Here is a 26,115-nt window from a genome sequence, read left to right on the forward strand (position 1 = left end):
AACAATCGAAATAAATTTCATCTAGAGCCCCTATGAGTCAAGTATTAACGGATTTACTCGAACTATTATCATTAGAAAAGATCGAACACGGAATTTATCGTGGCCAAAGTCAAGATCTTGGTTTTAAAGCGTTATTTGGTGGCCAGGTCATGGGACAGGCATTGTCTGCGGCGCAAAATACGGTGGAAGCCGACCGAATGGTTCATTCATTACATTCGTACTTTTTATTACCGGGTGATGCACAAAAACCGGTGATATATGACGTGGAAACCATTAGGGATGGCCGCACTGTTTCAACACGACGGGTGAAAGCGATTCAAAATGGTAAGGCGATTTTTTACATGACAGCGTCGTTTCAACCGTTTTCTGAAGGTTTTGATCATCAAGATAAAATGCCGGAAGTTGATGGGCCTAATGGCATCGCGTCATTTCAGGATTTTATTGCCGAAAACCAAGCGTTTTTCCCTGACCCGATTAAAGCGAAGTTCTTGGCAGAAAAGCCGATCGAAATTCGTCCAGTGCAAGTTTATGATTGGGTGAAGCCACAAAAAATGGCACCAGCATGTGATATGTGGATAAAGACCACCGGTGCACTACCGGATGATTTACGAACCCACATGTATATGCTGGCCTATACCTCTGACTATCATTTTTTACCTACATCCTTATACCCTCATAGTGCCTCACATTGGCACGGTAACATTCAAATCGCTACGATTGATCACGCGATGTGGTTTCATCGTCCATTTAGGTTTGATGACTGGTTGCTATATTCGATGGAAAGTCCATCAGCAAGCAATGGCCGCGGGTTGGTTCGAGGGAAAATATTTAATCAACAAGGTGAACTTGTTGCTTCAACAGTACAAGAGGGTGTGATTCGTCCTGTTTAGGCACGATGAATGCACCCTTTATATTTAATGATTGTTTTTATGCCAGTCGTAACCACTGGGTAGTTGAAAGATACGTAAGTTAAAGATTGGCGCAATGGCATAAAGATGATCAAAAATATCAGCCTGAATGCCTTCATAGCTTATCCAGCGTTTATCTTTACTGAAAAAGTAAAGTTCTAGTGGCAAGCCTTTCGCGTCTACTGGCAGTTGTCGTACCATGCAAGTCATTGCGTGGTTGACCTGCGCATGTTGCTTTAAATAGAGTGAAATATAGGCTCTAAACGTTCCTATATTCGTGAGCTGTCTCGCATTGATATCATTGGTGGCAATATTCTTCTTTGTTGCGTCAGCCGTTAATTCATTCAACTTTTCTTCAATGTAAGGCGCTAGGATGGTTAAGTGTTTGAGCTTTTCTAAATCATCCAGCTGATAGAAATAAATGCTATTAGTATCGACATTAATTGTGCGCTTAATTCTTCTTCCACCAGAAACTTTCATTCCGTGCCAGTTCTTGAATGAGCCTGAGGTCAGCGCGTAAGTTGGTACCGTCACAATAGTTTTATCAAAATTTTGAATTTTTACCGTCGTTAAGCCAATTTCCAATACATCACCATCGGCACCATATTTAGGTAATTCCACCCAATCACCTACCGTCACCATTTTGTTTGCCGAGATTTGCATACTTGCAGCAAATCCTTTAATCGTGTCTTGAAAAACTAACATTAAGGCAGCCGCAATCGCCCCTAAACCACTGAGTAAATACATCGGTGAGCGATCTATGATGTATGAAATAGACAGAATTACGGCAACCAAATACACCGTCAATTTCATAATTTGGATAATTGGGTTGAGCGGAATATAGCGTTCTTGCGCAATTGCATCATATTGTTTGTTGATGACATTCAATAAGGCACTGATCGTTTTAGCTACCTGGAAACTAATCGTACACTTGGCGGCGATAATCAGGAGGTGAGTTGCTGCATGGTCCTGGTCTAGAATAAAAGGTGCAGAAAAGATAATGGCGATGCTAGGTAAAATCGCCGTTGCTTTGGTAAATACATGTTCTTGTTGCAGTAAATCATCGTATTTATTACGGGATTTCATCACCGCCTTTTCGATAAGTGAGGTGATAGGGTATTTGGCAACATAATGAGCAATCAGGGCAATAATAATGATGAGCATGATTCCCGACGATTTCTCGACAAGATTCAGGGTTTGTTGACTTGCTCCATAGGTTGCTAAAAAGTCTAACACGCTATCCATAGTAGTTACCCTCTATTATTTCTATTGCTTAGTTTGCTCTGCCATCAATTTTAATTGCTCATCTTTTTCGAGCCATAGCTTGTTGAGCCATTGCTGGAATGATTGTTTAAATACCTTATCATTGAAGTAATCGCCTGACATTTGTTCATTAATATCAAAGGTATCAACTTTTACTTTAATTGTTTGCACTTGCCCTGAAATAAATTGCCAAAAAGTTGGAATTTCTTGTGGGTAATGGATGGTCACATTGACTACCTTTGTGAGATGTTTGCCCATTGCATCTAACACATAGGCGATACCGCCTGCTTTAGGGCGTAATAAGTGGCTAAACGGCGATTTTTGTTTAGTGTGTTTAGCTTGCGTAAAACGTGTACCTTCGATGAAATTCATGATGCTCACAGGTTTATGCTTAAATTTTTCGCATGCCTTTCGAGTTGTTTGAATATCTGTTCCAATTAAATGAGGGTTCTTTTTCAGAAAAGCTTGGCTGTAACGCTTCATAAACGGGAAGTCTAATGCCCACCATGCAAGCCCAATAACAGGGACATAAATTAACTCTTTTTTAAGGAAAAACTTTAAGAAAGGGATTTGACCAAGCATGATGCGCTGCAGGACAAGAATATCAACCCAGCTTTGGTGATTGCTGATGACTAAGTACCAGTCATTAAGTTTCAAATTACCGAGGCCGTCAACATCAATCTTGGTACCGATAAATAGTTTTTGATTGAGCGTGTTAACTGCCACCCAACTATTGGCCATTGCATCAAGCAGGTAACTCATTAACTTTTGCCAAGGTGCAACTGGGATAAGTAGCTTAAATATCGAGCCAATGAAAATGGGTACAAACCAAAATAAGGTGTTGATAACATAAATTAAAAATGACAAACAGCCGATAATGATGGCTGGTAAAAAACGCAACATAACTATCTCTTTTTATTCTTCAAAGTAGGTGTAGCCGTCGATGCTTTCACTTAATTCGGCTAACAATGCATCCCTGTATTGTTCTGATACTTTACTGTTTTTTAGTCTTTTTTGATAGTTTTCTAGCATACCTTTCTTATTAAAATGAACGGTTTCTAGGACATCTGCGGCGGATTCTCCTTTAATGAACTCTTTTATTTCATATCCTTGTTCTGTGGTTTCGATGTGAACAGAATCGGTGTCACCAAAAAGGTTATGTAAATCACCAAGAATTTCTTGATAGGCGCCGACCATAAACATGGCTAAGTAATAGGGAGACTTTTCATTAAAGTCAGGCGTGGCAAGGCTCGATTCAATGCCATTTTCGTCGACATATTGTTTTATCTGGCCATCTGAATCACAGGTAATGTCTTGTATGATGACACGGTTATTCAGTGGTTCGTTTAACTGTGATATCGGCATAATAGGGAAAAGTTGCTCAATCCCCCAAGCATCAGGCATCGATTGAAATAATGAGAAATTACAAAACAGCTTATCGGCTAATTTTTCATTAAGCCTATCGATTAAATCTAAATGTGCACGATGAGACGGTTTTAAAGTTTTGTGAATCTGTCGAAGACAATAAAAATACCATTGCTCTACTTGGGCCCATTGAGTCAGGGTAATTTGGCCACTGGTATACTGGCTATGTGCATCGCTAAAAGCATGCTTGGCGTCATGGTAACTTTCTAAAGCACTGCGAACAGTTAACTCTGTCGTTAATGACGCAAGTACTTGCAATTGACGTGGGGCTTGAGCATCAGGCTCGCTCGGTTGATTTTTTCCAAGAGCGGCCTCTCGCTCTATTACATTGGTAATTAACACCGCGTGATGGGCTGTCATTGCACGACCCGATTCAGAAATTATATCGGGGTGCGGTAAATCAAGTGCTTCACATGCGTCAGCTAAGCCGTTGACAATATTTTTGGCATACTCTTCGATTGAATAATTCATAGAACAGGCGCTGCGAGAGCGACTACCGTCATAGTCGACACCTAAGCCACCGCCTACATCAACACAAGTAATATTGATGCCTAATTGTCTTAGTTGTGCATAATGTTGAGCACATTCGTGCATGGCATCGTGAATATCACGGATATTGGCAACCTGTGAACCGATATGAAAGTGAACGAGATTAAGCAGGTGCAGTGCATCGTTTTCTTGAAGTAATTTAACGGCCTCAAGCAGCTGGCTGGCGTTTAAACCGAATTTACCTTTTTCTCCGCCTGTATTTTGCCATTTACCTTTAGCCGCAGAATGTAATTTTATTCTAATGCCTAGCCAAGGGTGAGGTTGATTCGGATCGTAATTCGCTAAAAAGGTTCTTAATTCCGTTAGCTTCTCTATCACAACACATACATCATGGCCCATTTGTGCGCCAATCGTTGCAATGCGCAAGAACTCTGAATCTTTGTAACCATTGCAGATGATTTTAATTGGTTCGGTGGTTACACCTAAAATAGCCAGTAGTTCGGGCTTACTGCCCGCTTCTAACCCAACTTTGCCGTCACTATCTTTGAGAAGGTGTTCAACAACGCTAAATTGTTGATTCACTTTTATTGGGTAAACAGCAGTGTAACGACCGGAATAGTCTCTGAGCGCTTTTGCCTGTTTAAATGCAGTCACAAGGCGTGAAACACGATGTTGTAAAATGTCTGTAAAACGCACTAATACGGGCAGGGTAACGCCTTCATTCTGAAGTTTGGGTACTAGGTTAGCCAGGTCTATCGTGCTTGAGTTATCTAAGCCTTTAGGGTGGGCGATCACATTACCCGCACGACTAATACTAAAGTAGCCCGAGCTCCATGCATTAACATTGTATAAATCAGGTTGTGTTTGTTGTTCTGCCATCTTGTATTTTCTACACACAATAAGTGAATTAATTTTAATGACAAAACCGCTGAGTTGCAGTATAAATCGCAAAATTTTGATTACACTAAAATAAACTTTAGTTTTGGTTTGAGGCAAACATGTCGACATTCGAGCAAAAAAATTGGTTCACTGAAGTCCATGCAGACGTAGAAAGTGCTTATTCTTTAAAAATTACAGAAAAACTTGCTGAGCAACAGTCGCCATTTCAAAAAGTGGAAATTTTCCAAACAACTCAGTTTGGTAAACTCATGACTATCGATGGCTGCACTATGGTCTCAAGTCGAGAGAACTTTCTATACCATGAAATGATGACGCACCCTGCGTTATTTACTCATGATAACCCTGAAACAGTTGTTATCATCGGTGGTGGTGATTGTGGCACGTTAAAAGAAGTGCTTAAGCATCAGGGCGTGAAACAGGCCTATCAGATCGATATTGATGAAGTTGTTACACAAATGGCTGAGCAATACTTTCCTGAATTATGCGAATCAAATAATGACCCTCGTGCAACGATTATGTTCGATGACGGCATTAAATTTATGAAAGACGCAGCACCGAATTCGATTGATATTGTGATCGTAGATTCAACCGACCCGATTGGTCCTGGTGAAGGATTGTTCAATCATGCATTTTATGAATCTTGTTTAACTGCGCTCAAACCGGGTGGAATTCTCGTTCAGCAGAGTGAATCGCCGCTTTATCATTTAAGTTTATTGACGGCTATGCGCCATGCCATGGAGGATGTCGGGTTTGCCGACTTACAAACTTTAAACTTTCCTCAACCAATTTACCCAAGTGGATGGTGGAGCTGTACACTAGCAAGAAAATCGCAAAGTATTGATGGTTTTAGAGAAGATGATGTTAAACAAGCTACTTTTGAAACTCTTTACTACAATGCTGAGATTCATCAAGCGGCAAAAGCATTGCCAAACTTTGTTAAAAAGGCGTTTGCTCGCTCGTAGTCAAAAGGTGAAAAAAACGTCATTTTTTTGATATACCTCAAATAATCTTTAATAAATGGTTGGAATAACTAGTTAAAACATTCTTTATGGAATGATTATTGATTTAACGTATTAAAAATTGCGTTTTTGTCTAAAAACAAAGCGAAAAGTTCATTGCTTATCCAGTTAATTAAGTTCATGCTAGGTGTGGATTGAAATAAAGGAGAAAAAATGAACTTTAATCGTGTTGTTATTAAAGTTGGTAGTGCATTGGTAGCGCCACAAGGTAATGGCTGTAGCGGCCAACATATCTTGAGTATTGCTAGCTTTATCACCCAGTGTCATCAAGCTGGAAAAGAAGTTATCTTAGTATCGTCGGGTAGTGTTGCTGCCGGACGTCAACTCATACAACATGGTTCTCCCAATCCCTCAATCCCCGCAAAGCAAGCGATGGCTGCTGTTGGTCAAATGAAGATGATGGCCAATTGGCAACGCTTTTTTGATGAGCCGTGTTCTCAATTGCTGATCACGCATGGTGATTTAAAAGATCGAAACCGTTACATCAACATACGAAATACATTGCGTATTCTACTTGAGAACAAGATCATACCTGTAGTTAATGAAAACGATACTGTAGCGACTGAAGAGTTGAAGGTTGGCGATAATGATAATCTTGCAGCACTGGTTGCCATGGTTTCTGAAGCTGACTGCCTATTGATATTGAGTGATGTTGATGGCGTTTACGATCAAGACCCTCGCAATAACCCTAACGCAAATAAGTTCAAGGTGATTGAGAAAATAACGCCTGAGATTTACGCGATGGCAGGTGGCAGTCAAAACCATATTGCAACTGGTGGCATGAAAACCAAAATTCAGGCAGCAGAAAAAGCAATTGAAAATGGAATAGCCACTTACATTCTTGATGGTGCGAAGCCAGAAGCGTTTGAACAACTATTACAAGGTAAAAATCCAGGTACACTGTTTACGCCACAAGCGAGTGTGACGAAAGCCAAGAAACACTGGCTCAAACATACATTAAAAAGTGCGGGTCAGTTAGTTTTAGACCAAGGAGCAAGCCAAGCGCTTACTTCAAAAGGAGCATCACTACTTGCTTCTGGTATTACAGATGTTATCGGTCATTTTGACGTTGGTGAGTCAATTGAGATGGTATGTCATGCTAAGCAACAAGTTATTGCAAAGGGCATTAGTCAATACAACAGCCGAGATTTAGAGAAACTTAAAGGAAAGCACAGTGATGCTTTTGAAGATATTTTAGGTTTTTGTCCGAGCAAAGTTATCGTTCACAGAGATGATTTAGTACTGTTAATCGGACAAGAGCAAGGAGCAAAGTCATGAGTAATTCTACACATTTTGATATGGAATCAGCCGCACAGGCGTCAAAGAAGGCAAGCTTTGCTATTGCCCAATGCACGACAACGCAAAAAAATGATTTATTAAGAACGATTGCCGATACCATTGAACAACGGGTTGAAGAGATATTATTGGCAAATACCAAAGATATTGAAGCAGGAAGAGCAAAAGGGCTCTCCGATGCAATGCTCGATCGCTTGTTGCTGACACATCAACGTGTCGTTGATATCGCAGAAGCTATTAGAGAAATTATTGCGTTGCCGGATCCTGTTGGCACGATTGAGCAAACGATTGTCCGTCCTAACGGATTACAAGTTGGCAAAATGCGGATTCCGCTTGGTGTCATTGCGATGATTTATGAAGCACGTCCTAATGTGACGGCAGAAGCTGCTGCATTGTGCATTAAGTCAGGTAATGGTGTCATCTTGCGTGGCGGCAGTGAGGCCATTCATAGTAATTTGGCGCTCGCTAGTTGCTTACATGTTGCGTTGGTTGCTCATCAATTACCAAGTGCGATTGTAACGGTTATTCCCGATACTTCTCGTCAAATGATAGAGCAATTGTTGACGATGCGAGAATACATTGATTTAGTTATTCCACGCGGTGGTGAGGGCCTGATCACCATGGTAACTGAGCAAAGTCAGATTCCCGTGATTCAACATTTTAAAGGGGTTTGCCATTTATATATCGATAAGTTTGCTGATCTTGAAAAAGCACTCGCAATTTTAGTGAACGGTAAAACTCAGAGGCCAAGTGCTTGTAACGCTATTGAAACGCTCTTAGTGCACAAAGATATTGCGACTAAATTTTTACCTGAGGCACAACAGGCTTTAGCACCCTTTAAAGTAAAAATACATGCCTGCAATCATGCTCTGCCATATTTTAATGGTGCCGAATTGGCGGATGAAACAGACTTTTCTGCTGAATATCTTGCTCAAGAAATTGCGATTCGAGTAGTTGATAGCTTTGATAGTGCGATTGAGCATATCAACCAATATACTTCAGATCATACAGAGGTGATTGTGAGTCAAGATACTTCTCGCACACAGCAGTTTGTCAGACAAATTAACTCTTCTGTCGTGATGGTGAATGCATCTTCTCGATTCTCAGACGGCGGCGAGTTAGGTTTAGGGTCGGAAATCGGTATATCGACGAGTAAATTGCATGCATACGGCCCAATGGGATTAGCAGCCCTAACAACACAAAAGTTTGTCGTAATTGGTGACGGTCAAGTGAGATAACTTGACCTTTCGTTGAATATAAAAAAGCGGTACGAGGTGCAACTCGTACCGCTTTTTAACTGAAATTACTTAATGTAATGTCAGTCAGCGAGTAACTGTTTGTCGTTTTCTCTGTTATAAACTATCGCTTACAATACGCTTCATGTCAGTCATGTAACCGCGTAGCTCTTTACCAATGATTTCTACACTATGATTACGAATCGCGTCATTAACTTCGATCAATCGTTGGTTATCTACTTGGTTCGATGAACTTGCTAAACCTTCACCTAATTCTTCTAACGTCAGCTTACTAACAAAATCAGACAGTAATGGCACAGCTGCATGGCTAAATAAGTAGTTACCGTATTCAGCTGTGTCAGAGATTACAACATTCATTTCGTAAAGCTTGTTACGCGCAATACAGTTTGCGATAAGTGGTGTTTCGTGCAGTGATTCGTAATATGCAGACTCTTCGATAATGCCTGCAGCAACCATAGCTTCAAATGCCAGTTCAACACCTGCTTTAATCATTGCGACAAGGAAAATTCCTTTGTCATAGAATTCTTGCTCAGTTATTTCCGTTGCGCAATCAGGCGCAAGTTCAAATGATGTTTCAGCAGTTTGAGCACGCCATGTAAGTAAATTTACATCGTCATTTGCCCAGTCTTCCATCATGGTTGTCGAGAAAGTACCGTCAATAATGTCATCCATGTGCTTTTCAAATAGTGGACGCAGTATCTCTTTTAACTCATCAGCCATGTCATAAGCTTTGATTTTTGCTGGATTGGAAAGACGATCCATCATGTTGGTGATACCACCATGCTTTAAACCTTCTGTAACTGTCTCCCAACCATACTGAATTAATTTACGTGCATAACCAGCGTCTACACCGTTTGCTACAAGCTGCTGATGACCTAAAATTGCACCTGTTTGCAACATGCCACATAAGATGGTTTGCTCACCCATTAAGTCAGACTTCACTTCAGCAATAAACGATGACTCCAATACCCCTGCACGGTCGCCACCAGTGGCACTTGCGTAGGCTTTTGCAATCGCTAAACCATCACCATTAGGATCATTTTCTGGGTGAACTGCAATTAGGGTTGGTACACCAAATCCACGTTTATATTCTTCACGTACTTCTGTACCTGGACACTTAGGTGCAACCATTACAACGGTAATATCAGGACGCACTTGCATGCCCTCTTCAACGATATTGAAACCATGAGAGTATGATAGCGTCGCGCCATGTTTCATTAATGGCATTACTGCACTAACCGCTGATGTATGTTGCTTGTCAGGTGTAAGGTTTAATACTAAATCTGCTTTTGGAATAAGCTCTTCGTACGTGCCTACGGTAAAACCATGCTCAGTAGCCCATTGATACGATTGACGTTTTTCTGCAATTGCAGCTTCACGTAGGGCATATGAGATATTTAGCCCTGAATCACGCATATTCAAGCCTTGGTTGGGGCCTTGTGCACCACAACCAACGATGACGATATTCCAATCTTTAATGTAATTACAGCCGTCTTGAAACTCGTCTCTTTTCATAAAACGACATTTGCCTAGCTGCGATAATTGCTCTCTAAGGCTTAAGGTATTGAAATAGTTCGCCATGGTTTACTCCAGAAAAAATTTGATGAAAGTAGAGTAATACAAGTTTAATGTTGCTTAAATTGATATATTTGCATTACTATGTTGCAAAATACGCAACATTGGATTTGGTGCTATGGATGCAAAGTCATTGTCTATGTTCGCACACCTCGCGAAAAGCCTGCATTTTGGCAAAACGGCTGAAACGTTTTACGTGAGTCCGTCAACACTCAGTCGCGCCGTTCAACGGCTAGAAGATGAGCTTGGTTGTCAACTTCTACATCGAGATAATCGCAATGTAGTGCTTACTCAGGCGGGTGAAAAGCTACAAGAATTTGCCGTTCAGCAACAATCTCAACTTGAAGGACTAAAGCTAGCACTTGCTCAACAGCAAACACAATTGACGGGTAAACTTCATATTTACTGTTCCGTGACTGCTGCATACAGTCATTTGCCAGATCTACTCGATCGTTTTCGTCAGCAATATCCACTCGTAGAGATTATGTTGACTACAGGGGACGCCGCTGACGCTGTTAGCCAAATTCAGCAACAAAGTGTTGATATTGCGATCGCGGCTAAACCCGATGACTTATCAAGTAGTTTTTACTTTCATCATCTAACGAATATTGATTTACAATTGATTGCACCGTCGATGGTTTGTCCGGTTGAACAGCTGATCAATCAGCAACAAATTGATTGGGCAAAAGTGCCAATTATTTTGCCTGAACAGGGTTTGGCACGTACTCGTTTTGAAAAATGGTATCGCCAACTACATTTTGGCAAGCCCAATATTTACGCTAACGTTTCGGGCCATGAAGCGATTGTGTCGATGGTTGCATTAGGTTGTGGTGTCGGTATAGCCCCTAAAGTCGTTACTGAACTGAGTCCACTTAAAGATCGTGTTCAAGTTCTTGATATTGAGACAAATATCAAGCCATTTGATTTAGGCGTATGTTGTTTGAATATTAAAAAACAACAACCCCTTTTAAGAGCGTTCTTTGATGCGATTAACAGGCAATAGACTCGGTTAAATGTCGTAAAATTCTGTCCATGGCACGGTAAGACAACGCTTCGACAAGGTGTTTATTCTCAATATCTTCAGATCCTTCCATGTCTGCAAGGGTTCTCGATATTTTTAGGATTTTGTGATGTGCACGTGTCGATAGCCCGAGTTTTTCAACGGCGAGTTCGAGAAATTCATTATCATCATGGCTTAGATAGCAATAGTGCTTGATTTGTGCGCTTGTCATTTGCGCGTTAGCGCACTCTTGTCGCGTAAGTTGAATCGCTCTACACCGTGCAACACGTTGTTTGATAGTTTCACTCGTTTCTTCCTGATGTTGCTGTGATGCCCAAATTCCTTTGGGTAAACGGGCGACTTCAATTTGAATATCAATCCTGTCTAAAAATGGTCCAGACAAGCGACTAAGGTACTTTAGGATTTGCTCTGGCGTTGACCGATTATCATTGTAAAAACCTGTAGGACTTGGGTTCATTGCTGCGACTAACTGAAAATTCGCAGGAAAAGTGAGCTTTTGGCTAGCTCGAGAAATAGTGACCTCATTTGACTCCATTGGTTCACGTAATACATCGAGTACCTTTCGGTCAAACTCAGGTAGCTCGTCCAAAAATAAGACACCATTGTGTGCTAAAGATACTTCTCCGGGCTTTGGCTGACTGCCACCGCCAATTAAGGCGGCAGACGAGGCAGTATGGTGTGGGGATCTGAACGGTCTCACGTACCAGCGACTTTCGTCTAAGTGTTGCTGAGATATCGATGTGACGGCGGATACTTCGAGCGCTTCTTGTTCCGTCATTGTCGGTAAGATCCCAGGTAATCGACTAGCCAACATAGTTTTTCCTGTCCCTGGGGGGCCAATGAACAACAAGTTGTGGCCACCGCTTGCCGCAATTTCTAAGGCCCTTTTGGCATGTGGCTGGCCAACAACATCTGCCATATCGACTAGGTCATCAGCTGAGGTTTGTGGAACCTGATGCTCATTAAGGTTCATTATTGGTAATGTTTGTTGTCTCGCGAAATGGGCAAACAATTGAGTTAAATGGTTTAACCCAAGAACTTGAGCAGACTTCACATGACAGGCTTTCTTTGCACTTTCAAAAGGCATAATCAGCGTATGATTTTGGTTAGCACACGCTATGGCCATCGGAATATCACCAACTATCGGACGTAATTCGCCAGATAACGCGAGTTCTCCGGCAAATTCATAATGTTCAATGTCGTTGTCAGGTAATTGTTTAGACGCCACCAAGATGCCAACGGCAATGGGTAAATCATAACGGCCACCTTCCTTGGGTAAATCGGCAGGTGCTAAATTTATCGTGACACGCTTTGCAGGAAATTCGAAACCGCAATTTAGAAGCGCACTACGAACACGATCTTTTGATTCTTTGACCGATGTTTCGGGGAGGCCAACAATATGAAATGCGGGAAGACCGTTGGCGATGTGTACCTCAACGGTGACAAGTGGCGCTTCTAATCCTAAGCGTGCTCGACTATATACACGGGCTAAAGACATAATAATTCCATTTAATATGTTGCTAATTGAGTGTAGTTAACGTTGAGAAAGTTTGCCTAATTAATAATCAGGAATAACGAAGAAAAAATAATTATAAATTTTTTAAAAAATAACTTGCCTGATGAATTAGAGCTATGGTACTAATTTAAAAAAGACAAACATCAAAATAAATTTTCATTATTTTTAAATAAATATGCATAACTTAAACGCAATTATTATTAACATTATTCTCGTCGTGGTGATTATTATTTCGCCGCGGGATCGTTTGTTGCGTTAAAAGAAATTTATTTTTACAACAAACCCCCGCTCCGAAAGGACCGGGGGTTTTGTTTTTTTAGGCCAAAGAAAACTGAAAACGAACATTAACCATTTTTTATTAACTTAACTTTGAGGATTGAAGTGCAAATACCCTGAGCATGAAAAGGCTTTGCATATTCTTTTAACAACACATGGCAAGTGAGCAAACAACGACAGGCGCAGCGTTACTTTTTAAAGTGCTTGAACAACATAAAGTGAAACATGTTTTTGGCTACCCAGGTGGTGCCATCATGCCAATTTACGACGCGCTTTATGATAGTGACGTAGAGCACTTTTTATGCCGCCACGAACAAGGTGCCGCATTTTCTGCAATAGGCTATGCGCGTGCATCTGAGCAGGTTGGGGTTTGTTTTGCAACCTCAGGTCCTGGGGCGACGAACTTAATCACAGGCCTTGCTGATGCGTTGGCTGATTCTATCCCAATTGTTGCGATAACTGGACAAGTCGCCACGGCGGCAATGGGATCAGATGCCTTTCAAGAGATTGATGTTTTCGGCTTGTCGCTTGCTTGTACAAAGCATTCATTTCAAGTGACAGACGTTAATGACTTAGAAAAAGTCCTTCATCGCGCCTTTGCGATTGCGCTAGAAGGGCGCCAAGGTCCTGTACTTGTTGATATTCCTAAAGATGTTCAGATTGCTGCCGTAGAAGAGAAACATGGTAATTACTCTCAATTGCGCAATAAAGTGAAGTTACCACCAGCAAATGTTGGTGGTGCATTGGCGCTTATGAGTAAGGCTAAGAAACCGATCCTATACGTAGGTGGTGGTGTAGGTATGGCGCAAGCAATTGATGAATTACGAAGCTTTGCAAAATGTACCGGCATGCCAAGTGTTTCTACGCTGAAAGGTTTGGGTGCGGTAGATCCTAAGGACCCTAATTACATGGGCATGTTGGGGATGCACGGTACAAAAGCATCAAACTTGGCAGTGCAAGAATGTGATTTACTGGTTGCTGTTGGCGCACGTTTTGATGACCGTGTTACGGGCAAGCTTGCAGAGTTCGCTCCCAATGCCAAGGTTATTCATTTTGATATTGATACCGCTGAAATCGATAAAAGACGTAAGGCGGATGTTCCCGTGTTAGGTGATTTGAAAGTGAATTTACCAGCGCTTGAAGTTCCGTTAAATATCACTGAGTGGCAAGAACAATGTCAGCAAATGCAGCGAGACTTCGGCTGGCGTTACGATCACCCAGGCGAAAATATCTTTGCACCTGCGGTTTTGAAAGAAGTCAGCGAACGTATGCCAGCAAATTCGTGCGTAACAACGGATGTTGGGCAACATCAAATGTGGGCGGCTCAGCATATGAGATTTGCCGACCCAACAAACTTTTTAACCAGTGGTGGTATGGGCACAATGGGCTTTGGTCTTCCCGCTGCCATTGGTGCACAAGTGAGCCGTCCATACGACTGCATTATTGCTGTTTCGGGAGACGGTTCAATCATGATGAACGTGCAGGAATTAGCAACGATTAAGCGCTTTCAATTGCCTGTAAAAATTGTACTCATCGATAACTCAAAGCTGGGTATGGTGAGACAGTGGCAGGATTTATTTTTTAATGGTCGACTAAGTGAAACCGACTTATCAGATAACCCTGACTTTTTAAAACTTGCTGAAGCGTTTGATATTAAAGCTAGAAAAATTGAGAAAAAACATGAGGTTGCCGATGCCGTTGAAGAGATGCTTGATCACGATGGCCCATATTTATTACAAGTTAAAATTGATGCAAAAGATAATGTTTGGCCACTTGTACCGCCAGAAACCGCAAATGACAAAATGATGGAGAGCACCTAATGAATCGCTACCAATTAAATATCACCGCTGATGATAAACAAGTTGTTCTAGAGCGAATTTTGCAAGTTGCTCGTTACCGTGGATTTCTGATCAACGGCATTAATGCGCAAGTTAACACTCAAAACAATATTGGCATTATTGAGCTACTTGTCAGTAGTGAGCGACCAATCGAATTATTGATAGATCAAATCAATAAACTAATCGACATCAAGAGTGTCACGGTAGACAATAACGTCATGCAATTAGCAAGCGCATAACACGAGCATAATCAAGGATTGTGCTCCAATAATAGACATAAATTTTTTTGCTTAGCATTCTTTCTTTAAGCAAAAACAAATAGATAGTTAGGACAACAAAATGGCAAAAGTAAATGCAGAATTAATATGGTTTAACGGTGAACTCATGCCTTGGCAGAATGCGACAGTTCACGTAATGAGCCATGCATTACACTACGGTTCATCAGTTTTTGAGGGTATCCGTGCATACAAAACGCATAAAGGCACTTGTATTTTCCGTTTAGAGGAACACATCAAACGCTTATTCGATTCAGCAAAAGTATACCGTATGAATATCCCATACACGCAGGCTGAAGTTGAGCAAGCTTGTAAAGATGCGGTTGCAAAAAATGGTTTAGCTGCAGCGTATTTGCGTCCATTAGCCTTTTTAGGTGATGTAGGTATGGGGCTTCGTCCACCTGCAGACGCAAAAGCGGATTTAATGGTTGCAGCGTTTAGCTGGGAAGCATACTTAGGTGCGGAAGCGATTGAACAAGGTGTTGATGTTGGTGTATCAAGTTGGAACCGATTAGCGCCGAACACGATGCCAACTGCAGCGAAAGCAGGTGGAAACTACTTATCTTCTCAATTGATTTCAATGGAAGCTGGTCGTCATGGTTACACTGAAGGTATTGCTTTAGATATCAATAACATGGTGAGTGAAGGTGCAGGCCAAAACCTATTCTTAGTTCGAAACGGGGTTATCTACACGCCATTTAGCACAGCATCAATTTTACCAGGATTAACTCGCGATACCGTTATTCAATTAGCGCAACAGTTAGGTTATGAAGTACGTGAAGAGCCAATTTCACGTGAATCTCTATACCTTGCGGACGAATTCTTTATGACAGGCACTGCAACTGAAGTGGTTCCAGTGAAAACTGTTGACGGAATGCCAGTAGGTACAGGATCTCGAGGTCCAATTACCAAAGCTATCCAAGAAGCGTTTTTCGGTATGTTCGATGGAACAACTGACATTCCAGATTCTTGGTTATTACCTGTTGAATAAAATCAGACACTCAATGTCTGTTATTTAACGTTAAAAAATAAAAACAATCAGTAACAGTAGGAAACAACGAAAATGCCAAAATTAAGATCTGCAACTTCAACTCAAGGCCGCAATATGGCCGGTGCTCGTGCGCTCTGGCGTGCAACGGGTATGACAGATGATGACTTTGGTAAGCCTATTGTTGCTGTTGTTAATTCCTTTACGCAATTTGTACCTGGTCATGTTCATTTGAAAGATATGGGACAACTTGTTGCCGGCGCTATTGAAGAAGCAGGTGGCGTTGCTAAAGAATTTAACACGATAGCGGTTGATGATGGCATCGCAATGGGCCACTCGGGTATGCTTTATAGCCTACCGTCGCGTGACTTAATTGCTGATTCAGTCGAGTATATGGTCAATGCGCATTGTGCTGATGCCATGGTGTGCATTTCTAACTGTGACAAAATTACACCAGGCATGTTAATGGCTGCAATGCGTTTAAACATTCCGGTTATTTTTGTATCCGGTGGTCCAATGGAAGCAGGCAAAACCAAGCTTTCAGACCAAATCATTAAACTGGATTTAGTCGATGCCATGATCCAAGGCGCAGACCCAACTGTTTCAGACGAGCAAAGTAAACAGGTAGAACGTTCAGCCTGCCCTACATGTGGCTCTTGTTCGGGTATGTTTACTGCAAATTCAATGAACTGTTTAGCAGAAGCATTGGGCTTAGCTTTGCCAGGAAATGGCTCTATGCTAGCGACTCACGCCGATCGTGAACAATTGTTTTTAAAAGCGGGTAAGCAAATTGTTGAATTAACAAAGCGCTATTATGAACAAGACGATGAAACGGCCTTACCACGTAACATAGCCAACAAAGACGCCTTGCACAATGCTATGTGTTTAGATATTGCTATGGGTGGTTCAACGAACACTATTTTACATTTACTTGCCATCGCGCAAGAAGGTGAAATCGATTACACCATGGCAGACATGGATAAGCTGTCACGTATTGTTCCGCAATTGTGTAAAGTTGCACCATCAACTCCTGATTACCATATGGAAGACGTCCATCGCGCAGGTGGTGTCATCGCAATTTTGGGTGAATTAGCCCGCGCTAACCTATTAAAAATGGACGTGACTAATGTCTTGGGGACAAGCCTCACAGAACACCTGAATCAGTATGACATTAAGGTGACTGAAGATGAGAGCATAAAAGCGTTTTATCGAGCAGGTCCTGCCGGTATTCGTACAACAAAAGCATTTAGTCAAGATTGTCGTTGGGACACCTTAGATGATGATCGTGAAAACGGTTGTATTCGCTCACTCGACAATGCGTTCTCAACCGAAGGCGGTTTAGCGGTGCTTACCGGCAATATTGCTCTTGATGGCTGTGTTGTTAAAACTGCTGGCGTAGCTGAAGAAAACTTAACATTCACGGGCCCAGCTCATGTATTTGAGAGCCAAGAAGATGCGGTAGACGGCATCTTGTCAGGTAAGGTTGTAGCGGGTGAAGTCGTTGTTATTCGTTATGAGGGACCAAAAGGTGGTCCGGGTATGCAGGAGATGCTATACCCAACAACTTACTTAAAGTCGATGGGCTTAGGGAAAAAATGCGCATTGATTACTGATGGTCGTTTCTCTGGTGGTACATCGGGACTCTCTATTGGTCATATTTCGCCAGAAGCGGCGAATGGTGGCGCTATAGGTCTTGTTGAGAATGGCGATATTATTGATATTGATATCCCTAGTCGAAGCATTTCACTGCAGATTTCAGACGAAGAGCTAGCAAAGCGCAAAGACGAGATGGCAACACGTCAATATGCGTGGCAACCTGTCGATCGTGATCGCCCTCTGACGTATGCCTTAAAGAATTACGCAATGTTAGCGACAAGCGCAGATAAAGGTGCCGTACGAGATCGTGCCGTATTAGACGGCGCATCGCCTCATTTAAATCAACGCAGTAAAGGGTAAGTCATGGCAAGCTCTGGGACAGCTGCGGTTAAAACTGAACAAGAAAGCGAGGCAGCAATGGCAATCGATTATTTGAAAAAGATATTACTTGCGCCTGTTTACGATGTTGCCGTGGAATCTGATTTAACGCCGTGTCATAAGATATCGGCGCGATTAGGTAATGGAAATCAGGTTTTTCTTAAGCGTGAAGACCAGCAACCCGTACACTCATTTAAGTTGCGTGGCGCCTACACTAAACTTGCGAGTCTTACCCATGCACAAAGAAGTCAAGGCGTGGTGGCGGCTTCGGCTGGTAATCATGCTCAGGGGCTGGCATTAGCAGCAAGTAAACTTGGTATTACAGCCACCATAGTTATGCCGATTACAACGCCGGATATCAAGGTGGAAAATGTTAGGCGCTTAGGTGCAGATGTCCGCTTAATTGGTAAAAGTTTTAATGATGCGCAATCAGCCTCATTAGCGATAGCTGATGAAGAGTCAAAAACCATTGTTCATCCATTCGATGATCCTGATGTCATCGCAGGTCAAGGCACAGTTGCCAAAGAGTTATTACAGCAGAACCATCAGCTTAATGCGGTTTTCATTCCGGTAGGTGGTGGTGGCCTATTAGCGGGTATGGCGGTATACATTAAACAGCTTCGTCCTGACATTAAAGTCATTGGTGTTGAAGCTGAAGATTCAGCATGTCTCAAAGCTGCGATGGAGAGCGGTGAACCAACCGATCTAGCGCAAGTTGGCTTATTTGCCGATGGTGTTGCGGTCAAGCGCATCGGTCAACATACCTTTGACGTGATCAAACAGTATTGTGATGAGGTGATTACCGTAACGACAGATGAAATTTGCGCTGCTATCAAAGAAGTCTTTGAGCAAACGCGTGTTATCGCGGAACCAGCCGGAGCGTTGTCATTAGCGGGCATCAACAAATATTGTCAAACCAGTGAAGGCGATGAGAATCTTGCGGCGATCTTATCAGGCGCCAACATGAATTTTCACAGTCTACGTTATGTCTCTGAACGTTGTGAACTTGGTGAGCAAAAAGAAGCGGTATTTGCTGTTACTATTCCTGAAGAAAAAGGCAGTTTTAAGCGTTTTTGTCAGTCACTGAATTCTCGCATTATCACAGAGTTTAATTATCGCTATGTTGGCAAAGAACAAGCGGATGTGTTTGTCGGCATCAAAATTAGCGGTAATGAAGAGCGCGAAGCATTGTGTCAGAGTTTGAATGAACAAGGTTTTACAGCCATTGACTTAACTGACAATGAACTTGCTAAGTTACATGTGCGCTACATGGTGGGGGGACCCAATCCAAATTCGGCACAAGAACGTCTATTTAGCTTTGAGTTTCCAGAGGCACCTGGTGCGTTGGAGAATTTCTTACAGACGTTAGGGGAACTATGGAACATCACGCTGTTTCATTACCGCAATCACGGTGCGGCTTATGGTCAAGTGCTAGCGGGGTTTGAAGTAGATAACGATGAACAGTTAGCCTTCTTTAGACACTTAAAAGACTTAGGTTATAAATGGCAAGAAGAGAGCCAAAACCCAGCATTCAAAGCATTCCTAAGTAAATAGCTTTGCTGTTTGTGGTATTGCCGGTGAAGACTATGCCGGCAATACATTTTAATCGCTATTAATCTTCTTTTTCAGCTAATTTAGCTTCAAGTTCGCCGATTTTTTTCTCAAGTTCGGCTATTTGCGCGCGTGTTTTTAAAAGCACTTGTGTTTGCACGTCAAACTCTTCGCGTGACACAACATCTAGCTCAGCTAATTTACGTTGAATCACTGTTTTCGTTTTATCTTCAAAGTCATTCGCAAGGTTTTTTAATCCTGGTGGAATTGATTCTGTTACTTGCTGTGCGATCTCTTCGAGCTTCTTCGCGTTAATCATGTTCGTATCCTATTATGCCGATTGGCCTTAATCTAATGGTGTCATTGTAATCAATTTTTTGATTGAGGCGATATTTTTTATTTGTAATATCGTTACAACACGTGTTCTTGATCACAAAAACAGGTAAAATCGCCTTTTTTATTTTGAGGGCAAAACGTTGGCAATGAGATTAAACCCAAGACAAGAAGAGGCAGTGAAATATGTATCGGGACCTTGTCTTGTTTTAGCAGGCGCTGGTAGTGGCAAAACGGGTGTAATCTGTCAAAAAATTGCGTACCTCATTCAAAAGTGTGGCTATAAAGCGAGAAACATTGCTGCGGTAACCTTTACCAATAAAGCCGCACGCGAAATGAAAGAGCGTGTTAGCAACATGCTTGGCCGTGACCTAACGCGTGGCTTAACAGTATCAACGTTTCACTCGTTAGGTCTTGATATTATTCGCAAAGAAATACGTACATTAGGTTATAAGCCAGGCTTTACCTTATTTGATGATCAAGACACCATCGCATTGTTAAAAGAGTTAACGCTTGAAGAGCTAGATGGCGATAAAGACTTATTAAGTAAGTTACAAATGATGATTTCTAATTGGAAGAATGATTTGTTATTGCCTGATCAGGCGATTGAATATGCTGGTGACGCGGATACGCGAATGTATGCTGAGTTCTATCAACGATACCAGCAGCATATGAAAGCCTATAATGCACTTGATTTCGATGATCTAATCTTGATTCCCACCTTAATGTTTCGAAACTTTCCGCAGGTTCGTGAGCGTTGGCAGCAAAAAATCCAGTATATGCTGGTTGATGAATATCAAGATACAAATGCCAGCCAATATGAATTAGTAAAACTAATTACTGGTGATAAAGGCTTATTAACGGTTGTAGGTGATGATGATCAGTCAATCTATTCATGGCGTGGCGCAAAACCTCAAAACCTTGTGCTACTTGGTAAAGATTACCCTAGCCTGAAGCTAATCAAGCTAGAGCAAAATTACCGTTCAAGTGGTCGCATTCTAAAATGTGCCAATATTCTTATCGCTAATAATCCACACGATTATGACAAAGCGCTATTTAGTGAACTTGCTTATGGTGTTGAGCTTAAAGTCGTTGAAACAAAAAACGAAGAGCATGAAGTTGAACGTCTAGTCGGTGAGCTGATTGGTCATCGATTCATGAACAAAACCCAGTATCGAGATTATGCGGTACTTTATCGTGGCAATCACCAATCGCGGTTGCTTGAAAAAGCACTAATGACAAACCGTATTCCCTACAAGATTAGTGGTGGTACCTCGTTTTTCTCTCGTGCGGAAATCAAAGATATGATGGCGTACTTACGATTGGTGGTGAATCCGGATGACGACAATGCTTTCTTACGCATTGTTAATGTCCCTAAGCGAGAAATTGGCCCCGCAACTTTAGAGAAGCTTGGCACTTACGCCAATATGCGTCAAATCAGTATGTTTGCGGCCAGTTTTGAGTTGGGTCTTGAGCAGCACCTAACGGGGCGTGGTTTGGTAAATGTTCAAAAGTTTACCCGATGGATTGTCGAAACAGCAGATAACGCGCAACGTGGTGATACTGCTGCCGTTTTACGTGCCATGGTACGAGAAATGAATTATGAAGATTATCTTTACGATTCATCGACCAGTGCAAAAGCAGCTGAGATGCGAATGAAAAACGTTACTCAACTCTTTAGCTGGGTGACGGATATGCTCGAAGGTTCTGAAATGGATGAGCCGATGACGCTTGCACAGGTGGTTACTCGTCTAACATTGCGCGACATGATGGAGCGTGGTGAAGAAGAAGATAACGCCGATCAAGTACAATTGATGACACTTCATGCATCAAAAGGCCTTGAGTTTCCTTATGTTTTTCTGATTGGCATGGAAGAAGGATTACTACCCCACCAAACATCGATGGATGAAGGTAACGTTGAAGAAGAACGTCGACTAGCCTATGTGGGTATCACCCGCGCACAACGCGAGTTAATATTTACGTATGCCAAAGAGCGCAGACAGTTTGGCGAAGTCGCGCGAACGGAACCTAGTCGTTTTCTGTATGAATTACCTCAAGATGATCTAATTTGGGAAAATACGCGCAAACCACAAACACGTGAACAAACACAAGAAAAAGCAAAACAAGGGGTTGCTAATCTACGCGCGTTATTTAAAAAATAAAGCATGTTGACCTGATCATGACTTCACGCTTCATACTGCTGAGTCAGTTGATAACAACTGGTTTTACTACAGGAGAATAAAGATGAATAAACAACGTTGGGTTGAAATTATGAAAGCTGCAGGTATTTCTGAAGCACAGATGCTTAAGTGGCATCAAGCGTTTGAACGTATGGAGCCTGCTGAGCATCAAAAATTTCTAGTGTCTTTGAAGCTCCCAATGGCTGATATCGCTCGAATACGATCGCTATAGTTGAATTGTAAGCAGTGTCTATACACTGCTTACAAGAACCTCTGAATCGCTTGATAAGCGTTGTCTTGATAATTTGTGTTACCTATATCAGGAAATAACTTACTTTGATCGTCAATTGGCCCCGATAGCCCTTTCTGACTGGCGTAGAACCCGCCACTTTTAAGCTCAAGATTGTATAGGCCGTCAATGTATCGAGCAGCACCTTGTTCAACGCCATGGACTTTACCAGCCCATTGCATGACCTGCATCATACCCTTCATCACCCATTGTTTAACAAGCGGGAGTGTATTGAATCCCTCAGTGCCTGTTGTTGCTCCTGGGCTCATAGTGATGAACCGAATAGTTGAATGCTTTCTTGCCATCGCTGACATCCAAAGTGCACCCATGTATTTAATTGGACCGTAAGAAATCGTGGGATCTTTGGCTTCTGGATATTTTGTACCATTGATGATGGCAGCGAATTCGTCAATAGAAGAATCGTTTAGATTAGGCCTCTTCATTCCCATTTCTTCGACACCTCTTGCAGCTTCAGAGCCAGCGTAAAGTGCAATTTGCGTTAGTTTACCCTCATTGATAAGTTGTTGAGCTAATTGCGCATGGCCAAGCATATTAGCGCTAAAAATCTCTGTTGCACCATACTGGTTAACACGGTTGAAGTTCGCACCTCCAGTGCCACCTGCATTCATGATTAACGCGTCGATTGGCTCGCTTATTTCAGAAACTGCTTGCTTAACAGAATCTAAGTTACTGACATCGATAAGTAAAATCTCGAATATTTTTCGTTGAGTCATGGCTTCTAACTCGCGCTTTGCTGCTATGGCTTTATCTCTGTTGCGGCAACCTAGATAGATTTTCGTTATGTCACTTTGCTCCGCGAGCTGCTTTGCCGCTTCTTTGCCTAATCCCGCATTCGCGCCAGTGATTAATACCTTTTCAATCATGTTATTCCTCGTCAATTGTCTTATATCGTTTGTTGAGACAAAGCATATTTGATCGAGTCATACGGTTTTTGATATTTCTTGCGGTATTGTTTGTCGTGCATAAAAAAAGCCTGAATTATCAGGCTTTGGGTGTGATTGGTATATGGAGATAAATTTTGTTGTTTGGATCAGCATTATTAAATCCGGCTGGAAGTAGCTCAAAATCCGGTTTATTAGCATATTCATATCGGCTTTTTGGAAGCCAACTCCCCCAAATATAACGCAGCGTCTCTTCAAGTGTTGATAATGGCCCGATGTGGGTAAATTTGGCGTAGGTTTGAGCGGGTAACTCTCTCGTGATCATCCCTTCAGGAACACTATCAAAGTTTGCAACTTGCGCCGCACAAATATAGACAAAGGTGGTGCCATCATCATGTTCTTCGTATGACTCATAAATACCAAAAAAATCTGAACCTACTCGATTATTTATACTGTCTTTGTATGGAGAAAAGGCTGACCATAATTTAGGTAAACTTAGATCGCCATCTTGATACTTACTTGCCACGCCAACAATTTTCATTGCTTCTTGTTCAACTATTTCCGGCGTCATCGACAGATTATTTTGCAGATGAGACAAGTCGTTTTCATTGAACGGTTGCTTGTATAAAAGTCTAAAAGGCTCATTTATTTTGCGATATTGCGCTGGCGTCATATCGAATTGCGCCTTAAACGCTCGGGTAAACGCCTCTTGAGAATCAAATTGACACTCAAAGGCGATATCAATAACGCTAACGTCTTCTGTTAATAAACGTTTTGCCGCGAGAGTCATGCGTCGCTTGCGCAAATATTCTTTAGGGGTGTCGCCAACCAATGCTTTAAAAATCCTGCTGTAGTGATACGTTGAATAGTGTGAGGCAGCAGCAATTTCATGAACACTTATTTTGTCTTGTAAGTGTGCCTCAATAAATTCAATACTTTTAAAAAATCGCTGCATGTCTTCGTCCTTAGGTGTCAATGTCACAAAGGTATTATGCTTTGCTGATTAATGTAGGTTGGCTTTCAGCATAGTCTTTTAAACCTTGCAGTAGTTTGCCAAAAGCGACAGGAAATATCATTCGCAATAGTGGATAAAATAGTAAAGCGAACGTTTTTAGTTGAGGCGATGCGGTCCATGATACTTCGGCTGTATTTGCCGAAACTGCGCGGACTGACATTGCAACATGATTTTGTTTGATGGGTACAATTGCTGGATTGTTAATCGGCAATACGTCAAAGGCAATCGTTTTGTTCTCTTCGTTGTATTGCGTAATGATCTCTTTTACTTGGGCGCCTTGAGGATTTTCTGATAAGTCGCAAATACGACCTTGCATCGGTGCGCCAAAATCGCTCGTACCTGGGCCTAGTGCTTTAGAGTTTGGAATAGGGCCCATCCATAAATGTGCCTGATCAAATTGGTGGGCAATTAAGTGCCATAGTTCATCGGCACTGCGGTTAATTGTAATCGTTTTAGTAATTTTCATCTTCGCTCCATAATGTGATTAGGTATGTTATGGAGCGAGTTTAACGAGGACGCTTAATGCTTTTTTGATATTTCTTGCTGTCTTCGCAATTAAGCTAAGACAAACTCACTCAGCATCTTATTGAAGCCGACAATGTCGAAACTTCCACTAATTTCAAAACCTACTTTACCTACGCTGCTGATGTAGAGTTGAATTTCGCAGTCCAGATCAAGTGAACCTGATGTTTCGATAGAAAACGTTTGAATCTTGCTATATGGAATTGAGGTGTAGTCAACTTTAGAGCCTGTTATACCCTGAACATTTGCGGCAATCACGCGCTTATTCGTAAACACGACTTGGTCGCGAAATGTCTTGAAAACCGCGAAAATTTCTTCACCATCGATTAAAAAGCGATGGAAGTCATCACGTGCTTTATCATGATCAACCGATTTTAATTTGAATAAATCCGAGCTGTTGAAATCAATCATTACATATCCTTATTATTTGAATTGGTATCAATATAAACTAATTCACGCGATTTGGGGACAAAAAAGCCGAGCAGAGCTCGGCTGAATATTTTTATTGCTGTTGTTTAGCTATTCGCGTCAAACATTGCCATCAGCAATTCTTTATAACCCACTAAGCCAAGTAACTCTTCTGACTCAATAACGGGTGCACATGACAAACCTACCTGATCGAATAATCGCGCACAGTAACGAATGTCTAATTCCGGTGCTACAGGAATAACGGGCTTAGTCATGACTTCATAGATATTGACACGCTCAGGTGCTTTGTCTTTTGCTAGGACTTTTTTTGCAATATCAGAAAGCAATAAGATGCCGTAGGCATCATGTTGATCACGTTTATTGACAATAACAACATCACAGTTGTTCTCTCGCATAGCATTGATCGCGTCTTGCACTGTCGCTAAGCCATCAAGTTTGATGAAACTTTGCGTCATAACGTCTTTTGCCTTGATAGAAACTTTATTGCTCACAGCTCATTCTCCACTGTTGAGGTTAGTTGACTGATTTGGTGGTTAACGCCTACGGCGTCTTCTACGTCGATTTGAAAAGCAATGCCGGTACCAGGTTTCTCGTCAAACTCGCCAACCTTTGCGATGGTTTCTAAAATATGACGACTCAAATGCTCTTCTACTAAAAAGATTAATACATCTCGTTGGGTGTCCAATGACAAGCCAAAAAAGGTTTTTGGTTTTTCTAATCCTTCACCGCGGGCGTTATTAATTACTGTTGCCCCTGTTGCTCCTGCTTTACGCGCAGCATCCATTACAGCGTCGGTTACATTGTCGTCGGTAAACACGATGATCATTTTAAAATGCATGCATTTTCTCCAAATATCCTGCGTTGGCAGGCTTGTC

At 41.8% G+C, this 26,115-nt stretch carries 24 protein-coding genes; 12 read left to right on the forward strand and 12 right to left on the reverse strand.

The window, feature by feature from the left end:
* The first annotated feature begins 32 nt into the window (after positions 1-32).
* Positions 33-890, forward strand: coding sequence for an acyl-CoA thioesterase II (tesB, locus tag QQK05_RS12205; protein WP_284298953.1), 858 nt, complete (start codon positions 33-35; stop codon positions 888-890).
* Between the two features lie 24 nt (positions 891-914).
* On the opposite strand, the gene QQK05_RS12210 is transcribed toward tesB, so the two are convergent.
* From QQK05_RS12210 to speA, 3 genes are read right to left on the reverse strand one after another with little or no spacing between them, the layout of a single operon-like run.
* A complete protein-coding gene (locus QQK05_RS12210) occupies positions 915-2,153 on the reverse strand; it encodes a mechanosensitive ion channel family protein (RefSeq protein ID WP_284298955.1) in 1,239 nt (412 codons plus the stop codon).
* A gap of 21 nt (positions 2,154-2,174) precedes the next feature.
* Positions 2,175-3,074 (reverse strand): acyltransferase, encoded by a 900-nt coding sequence (locus QQK05_RS12215; RefSeq protein ID WP_284298957.1) that lies wholly within the window; start codon positions 3,072-3,074, stop codon positions 2,175-2,177.
* Between the two features lie 12 nt (positions 3,075-3,086).
* The gene (speA, locus tag QQK05_RS12220; RefSeq protein WP_284298959.1) at positions 3,087-4,964 is read right to left on the reverse strand and encodes a biosynthetic arginine decarboxylase; all 1,878 of its coding nucleotides are present in this window, start codon (positions 4,962-4,964) and stop codon (positions 3,087-3,089) included.
* A 119-nt stretch (positions 4,965-5,083) separates the two neighbouring features.
* On the opposite strand from speA, the gene speE reads away from it, so the two are divergent.
* The 3 genes from speE (at position 5,084) to QQK05_RS12235 (ending at position 8,538) form a co-directional block, all read left to right on the forward strand.
* Positions 5,084-5,947 (forward strand): polyamine aminopropyltransferase, encoded by an 864-nt coding sequence (speE, locus tag QQK05_RS12225; protein ID WP_284298961.1) that lies wholly within the window; start codon positions 5,084-5,086, stop codon positions 5,945-5,947.
* Positions 5,948-6,157: 210 nt separating this feature from the next.
* Entirely contained in the window at positions 6,158-7,282 is a 1,125-nt protein-coding gene (proB, locus tag QQK05_RS12230; RefSeq protein WP_284298963.1) for a glutamate 5-kinase, read from the forward strand.
* Positions 7,279-8,538: a glutamate-5-semialdehyde dehydrogenase gene (locus tag QQK05_RS12235; RefSeq protein WP_284298965.1), complete on the forward strand. Its 1,260-nt coding sequence runs from the start codon at positions 7,279-7,281 to the stop codon at positions 8,536-8,538. The genes proB and QQK05_RS12235 overlap by 4 nt, the downstream gene beginning before the upstream one ends.
* Before the next feature lie 114 nt (positions 8,539-8,652).
* On the opposite strand, the gene ilvC is transcribed toward QQK05_RS12235, so the two are convergent.
* Positions 8,653-10,137: a ketol-acid reductoisomerase gene (gene ilvC / locus QQK05_RS12240; protein WP_284298967.1), complete on the reverse strand. Its 1,485-nt coding sequence runs from the start codon at positions 10,135-10,137 to the stop codon at positions 8,653-8,655.
* Positions 10,138-10,249: 112 nt separating this feature from the next.
* Between ilvC and ilvY the strand changes: the two genes are divergently transcribed.
* On the forward strand, positions 10,250-11,134 hold the full coding sequence (gene ilvY / locus QQK05_RS12245) for an HTH-type transcriptional activator IlvY (protein WP_284298969.1): 885 nt from the start codon (positions 10,250-10,252) through the stop codon (positions 11,132-11,134).
* On the opposite strand, the gene QQK05_RS12250 is transcribed toward ilvY, so the two are convergent.
* Positions 11,121-12,650: a YifB family Mg chelatase-like AAA ATPase gene (locus QQK05_RS12250; RefSeq protein WP_284298971.1), complete on the reverse strand. Its 1,530-nt coding sequence runs from the start codon at positions 12,648-12,650 to the stop codon at positions 11,121-11,123. The genes ilvY and QQK05_RS12250 overlap by 14 nt on opposite strands.
* A 449-nt stretch (positions 12,651-13,099) precedes the next feature.
* Here QQK05_RS12250 and ilvG point away from each other — a divergent pair, with 449 nt between their 5' ends.
* The 5 genes from ilvG (at position 13,100) to ilvA (ending at position 19,573) form a co-directional block, all read left to right on the forward strand.
* Positions 13,100-14,764, forward strand: coding sequence for an acetolactate synthase 2 catalytic subunit (ilvG, locus tag QQK05_RS12255; RefSeq protein ID WP_284298973.1), 1,665 nt, complete (start codon positions 13,100-13,102; stop codon positions 14,762-14,764).
* Complete coding sequence (gene ilvM / locus QQK05_RS12260) at positions 14,764-15,021, forward strand: acetolactate synthase 2 small subunit (protein ID WP_284298974.1); 258 nt, start codon at positions 14,764-14,766, stop codon at positions 15,019-15,021. Before ilvG ends, ilvM begins: the two co-directional genes overlap by 1 nt.
* A 100-nt stretch (positions 15,022-15,121) precedes the next feature.
* Positions 15,122-16,048, forward strand: a complete 927-nt coding sequence (locus QQK05_RS12265; protein ID WP_284298976.1) for a branched-chain amino acid transaminase — start codon at positions 15,122-15,124, stop codon at positions 16,046-16,048.
* Between the two features lie 72 nt (positions 16,049-16,120).
* Complete coding sequence (ilvD, locus tag QQK05_RS12270) at positions 16,121-18,001, forward strand: dihydroxy-acid dehydratase (RefSeq protein ID WP_284298978.1); 1,881 nt, start codon at positions 16,121-16,123, stop codon at positions 17,999-18,001.
* A gap of 3 nt (positions 18,002-18,004) precedes the next feature.
* The gene (ilvA, locus tag QQK05_RS12275) at positions 18,005-19,573 is read left to right on the forward strand and encodes a threonine ammonia-lyase, biosynthetic (protein WP_284298980.1); all 1,569 of its coding nucleotides are present in this window, start codon (positions 18,005-18,007) and stop codon (positions 19,571-19,573) included.
* Positions 19,574-19,631: 58 nt separating this feature from the next.
* Here ilvA and ubiK read toward each other — a convergent pair whose 3' ends face one another.
* Positions 19,632-19,889 (reverse strand): ubiquinone biosynthesis accessory factor UbiK, encoded by a 258-nt coding sequence (ubiK, locus tag QQK05_RS12280; RefSeq protein ID WP_284298982.1) that lies wholly within the window; start codon positions 19,887-19,889, stop codon positions 19,632-19,634.
* 163 nt (positions 19,890-20,052) lie between these two features.
* On the opposite strand from ubiK, the gene rep reads away from it, so the two are divergent.
* Positions 20,053-22,065 carry a DNA helicase Rep gene (rep, locus tag QQK05_RS12285; protein ID WP_284298984.1) on the forward strand — a complete coding sequence of 671 codons (2,013 nt, stop codon included), beginning with the start codon at positions 20,053-20,055 and terminating at the stop codon, positions 22,063-22,065.
* A gap of 82 nt (positions 22,066-22,147) precedes the next feature.
* Positions 22,148-22,315, forward strand: a complete 168-nt coding sequence (locus tag QQK05_RS12290; RefSeq protein ID WP_284298986.1) for a MerR family transcriptional regulator — start codon at positions 22,148-22,150, stop codon at positions 22,313-22,315.
* A gap of 29 nt (positions 22,316-22,344) precedes the next feature.
* Here QQK05_RS12290 and QQK05_RS12295 read toward each other — a convergent pair whose 3' ends face one another.
* The 6 genes from QQK05_RS12295 to QQK05_RS12320 form a co-directional block, all read right to left on the reverse strand.
* Positions 22,345-23,256, reverse strand: a complete 912-nt coding sequence (locus QQK05_RS12295; protein WP_284298987.1) for an SDR family NAD(P)-dependent oxidoreductase — start codon at positions 23,254-23,256, stop codon at positions 22,345-22,347.
* A gap of 118 nt (positions 23,257-23,374) precedes the next feature.
* The gene (locus QQK05_RS12300; RefSeq protein ID WP_284298989.1) at positions 23,375-24,229 is read right to left on the reverse strand and encodes an AraC family transcriptional regulator; all 855 of its coding nucleotides are present in this window, start codon (positions 24,227-24,229) and stop codon (positions 23,375-23,377) included.
* A 34-nt stretch (positions 24,230-24,263) separates the two neighbouring features.
* A complete protein-coding gene (locus QQK05_RS12305; protein ID WP_284298991.1) occupies positions 24,264-24,755 on the reverse strand; it encodes an SRPBCC family protein in 492 nt (163 codons plus the stop codon).
* Between the two features lie 89 nt (positions 24,756-24,844).
* Entirely contained in the window at positions 24,845-25,222 is a 378-nt protein-coding gene (locus QQK05_RS12310) for a PH domain-containing protein (protein ID WP_284298994.1), read from the reverse strand.
* Positions 25,223-25,326: 104 nt separating this feature from the next.
* Positions 25,327-25,731 carry a CBS domain-containing protein gene (locus QQK05_RS12315; RefSeq protein ID WP_284298996.1) on the reverse strand — a complete coding sequence of 135 codons (405 nt, stop codon included), beginning with the start codon at positions 25,729-25,731 and terminating at the stop codon, positions 25,327-25,329.
* Positions 25,728-26,078, reverse strand: a complete 351-nt coding sequence (locus tag QQK05_RS12320) for a P-II family nitrogen regulator (protein ID WP_284298998.1) — start codon at positions 26,076-26,078, stop codon at positions 25,728-25,730. Before QQK05_RS12320 ends, QQK05_RS12315 begins: the two co-directional genes overlap by 4 nt.
* Between the last annotated feature and the right edge of the window lie 37 nt (positions 26,079-26,115).

The sequence above is a fragment of the Thalassotalea loyana genome (assembly GCF_030161435.1).
In the GTDB taxonomy this organism is placed as follows: Bacteria; Pseudomonadota; Gammaproteobacteria; order Enterobacterales; family Alteromonadaceae; genus Thalassotalea_G; species Thalassotalea_G loyana.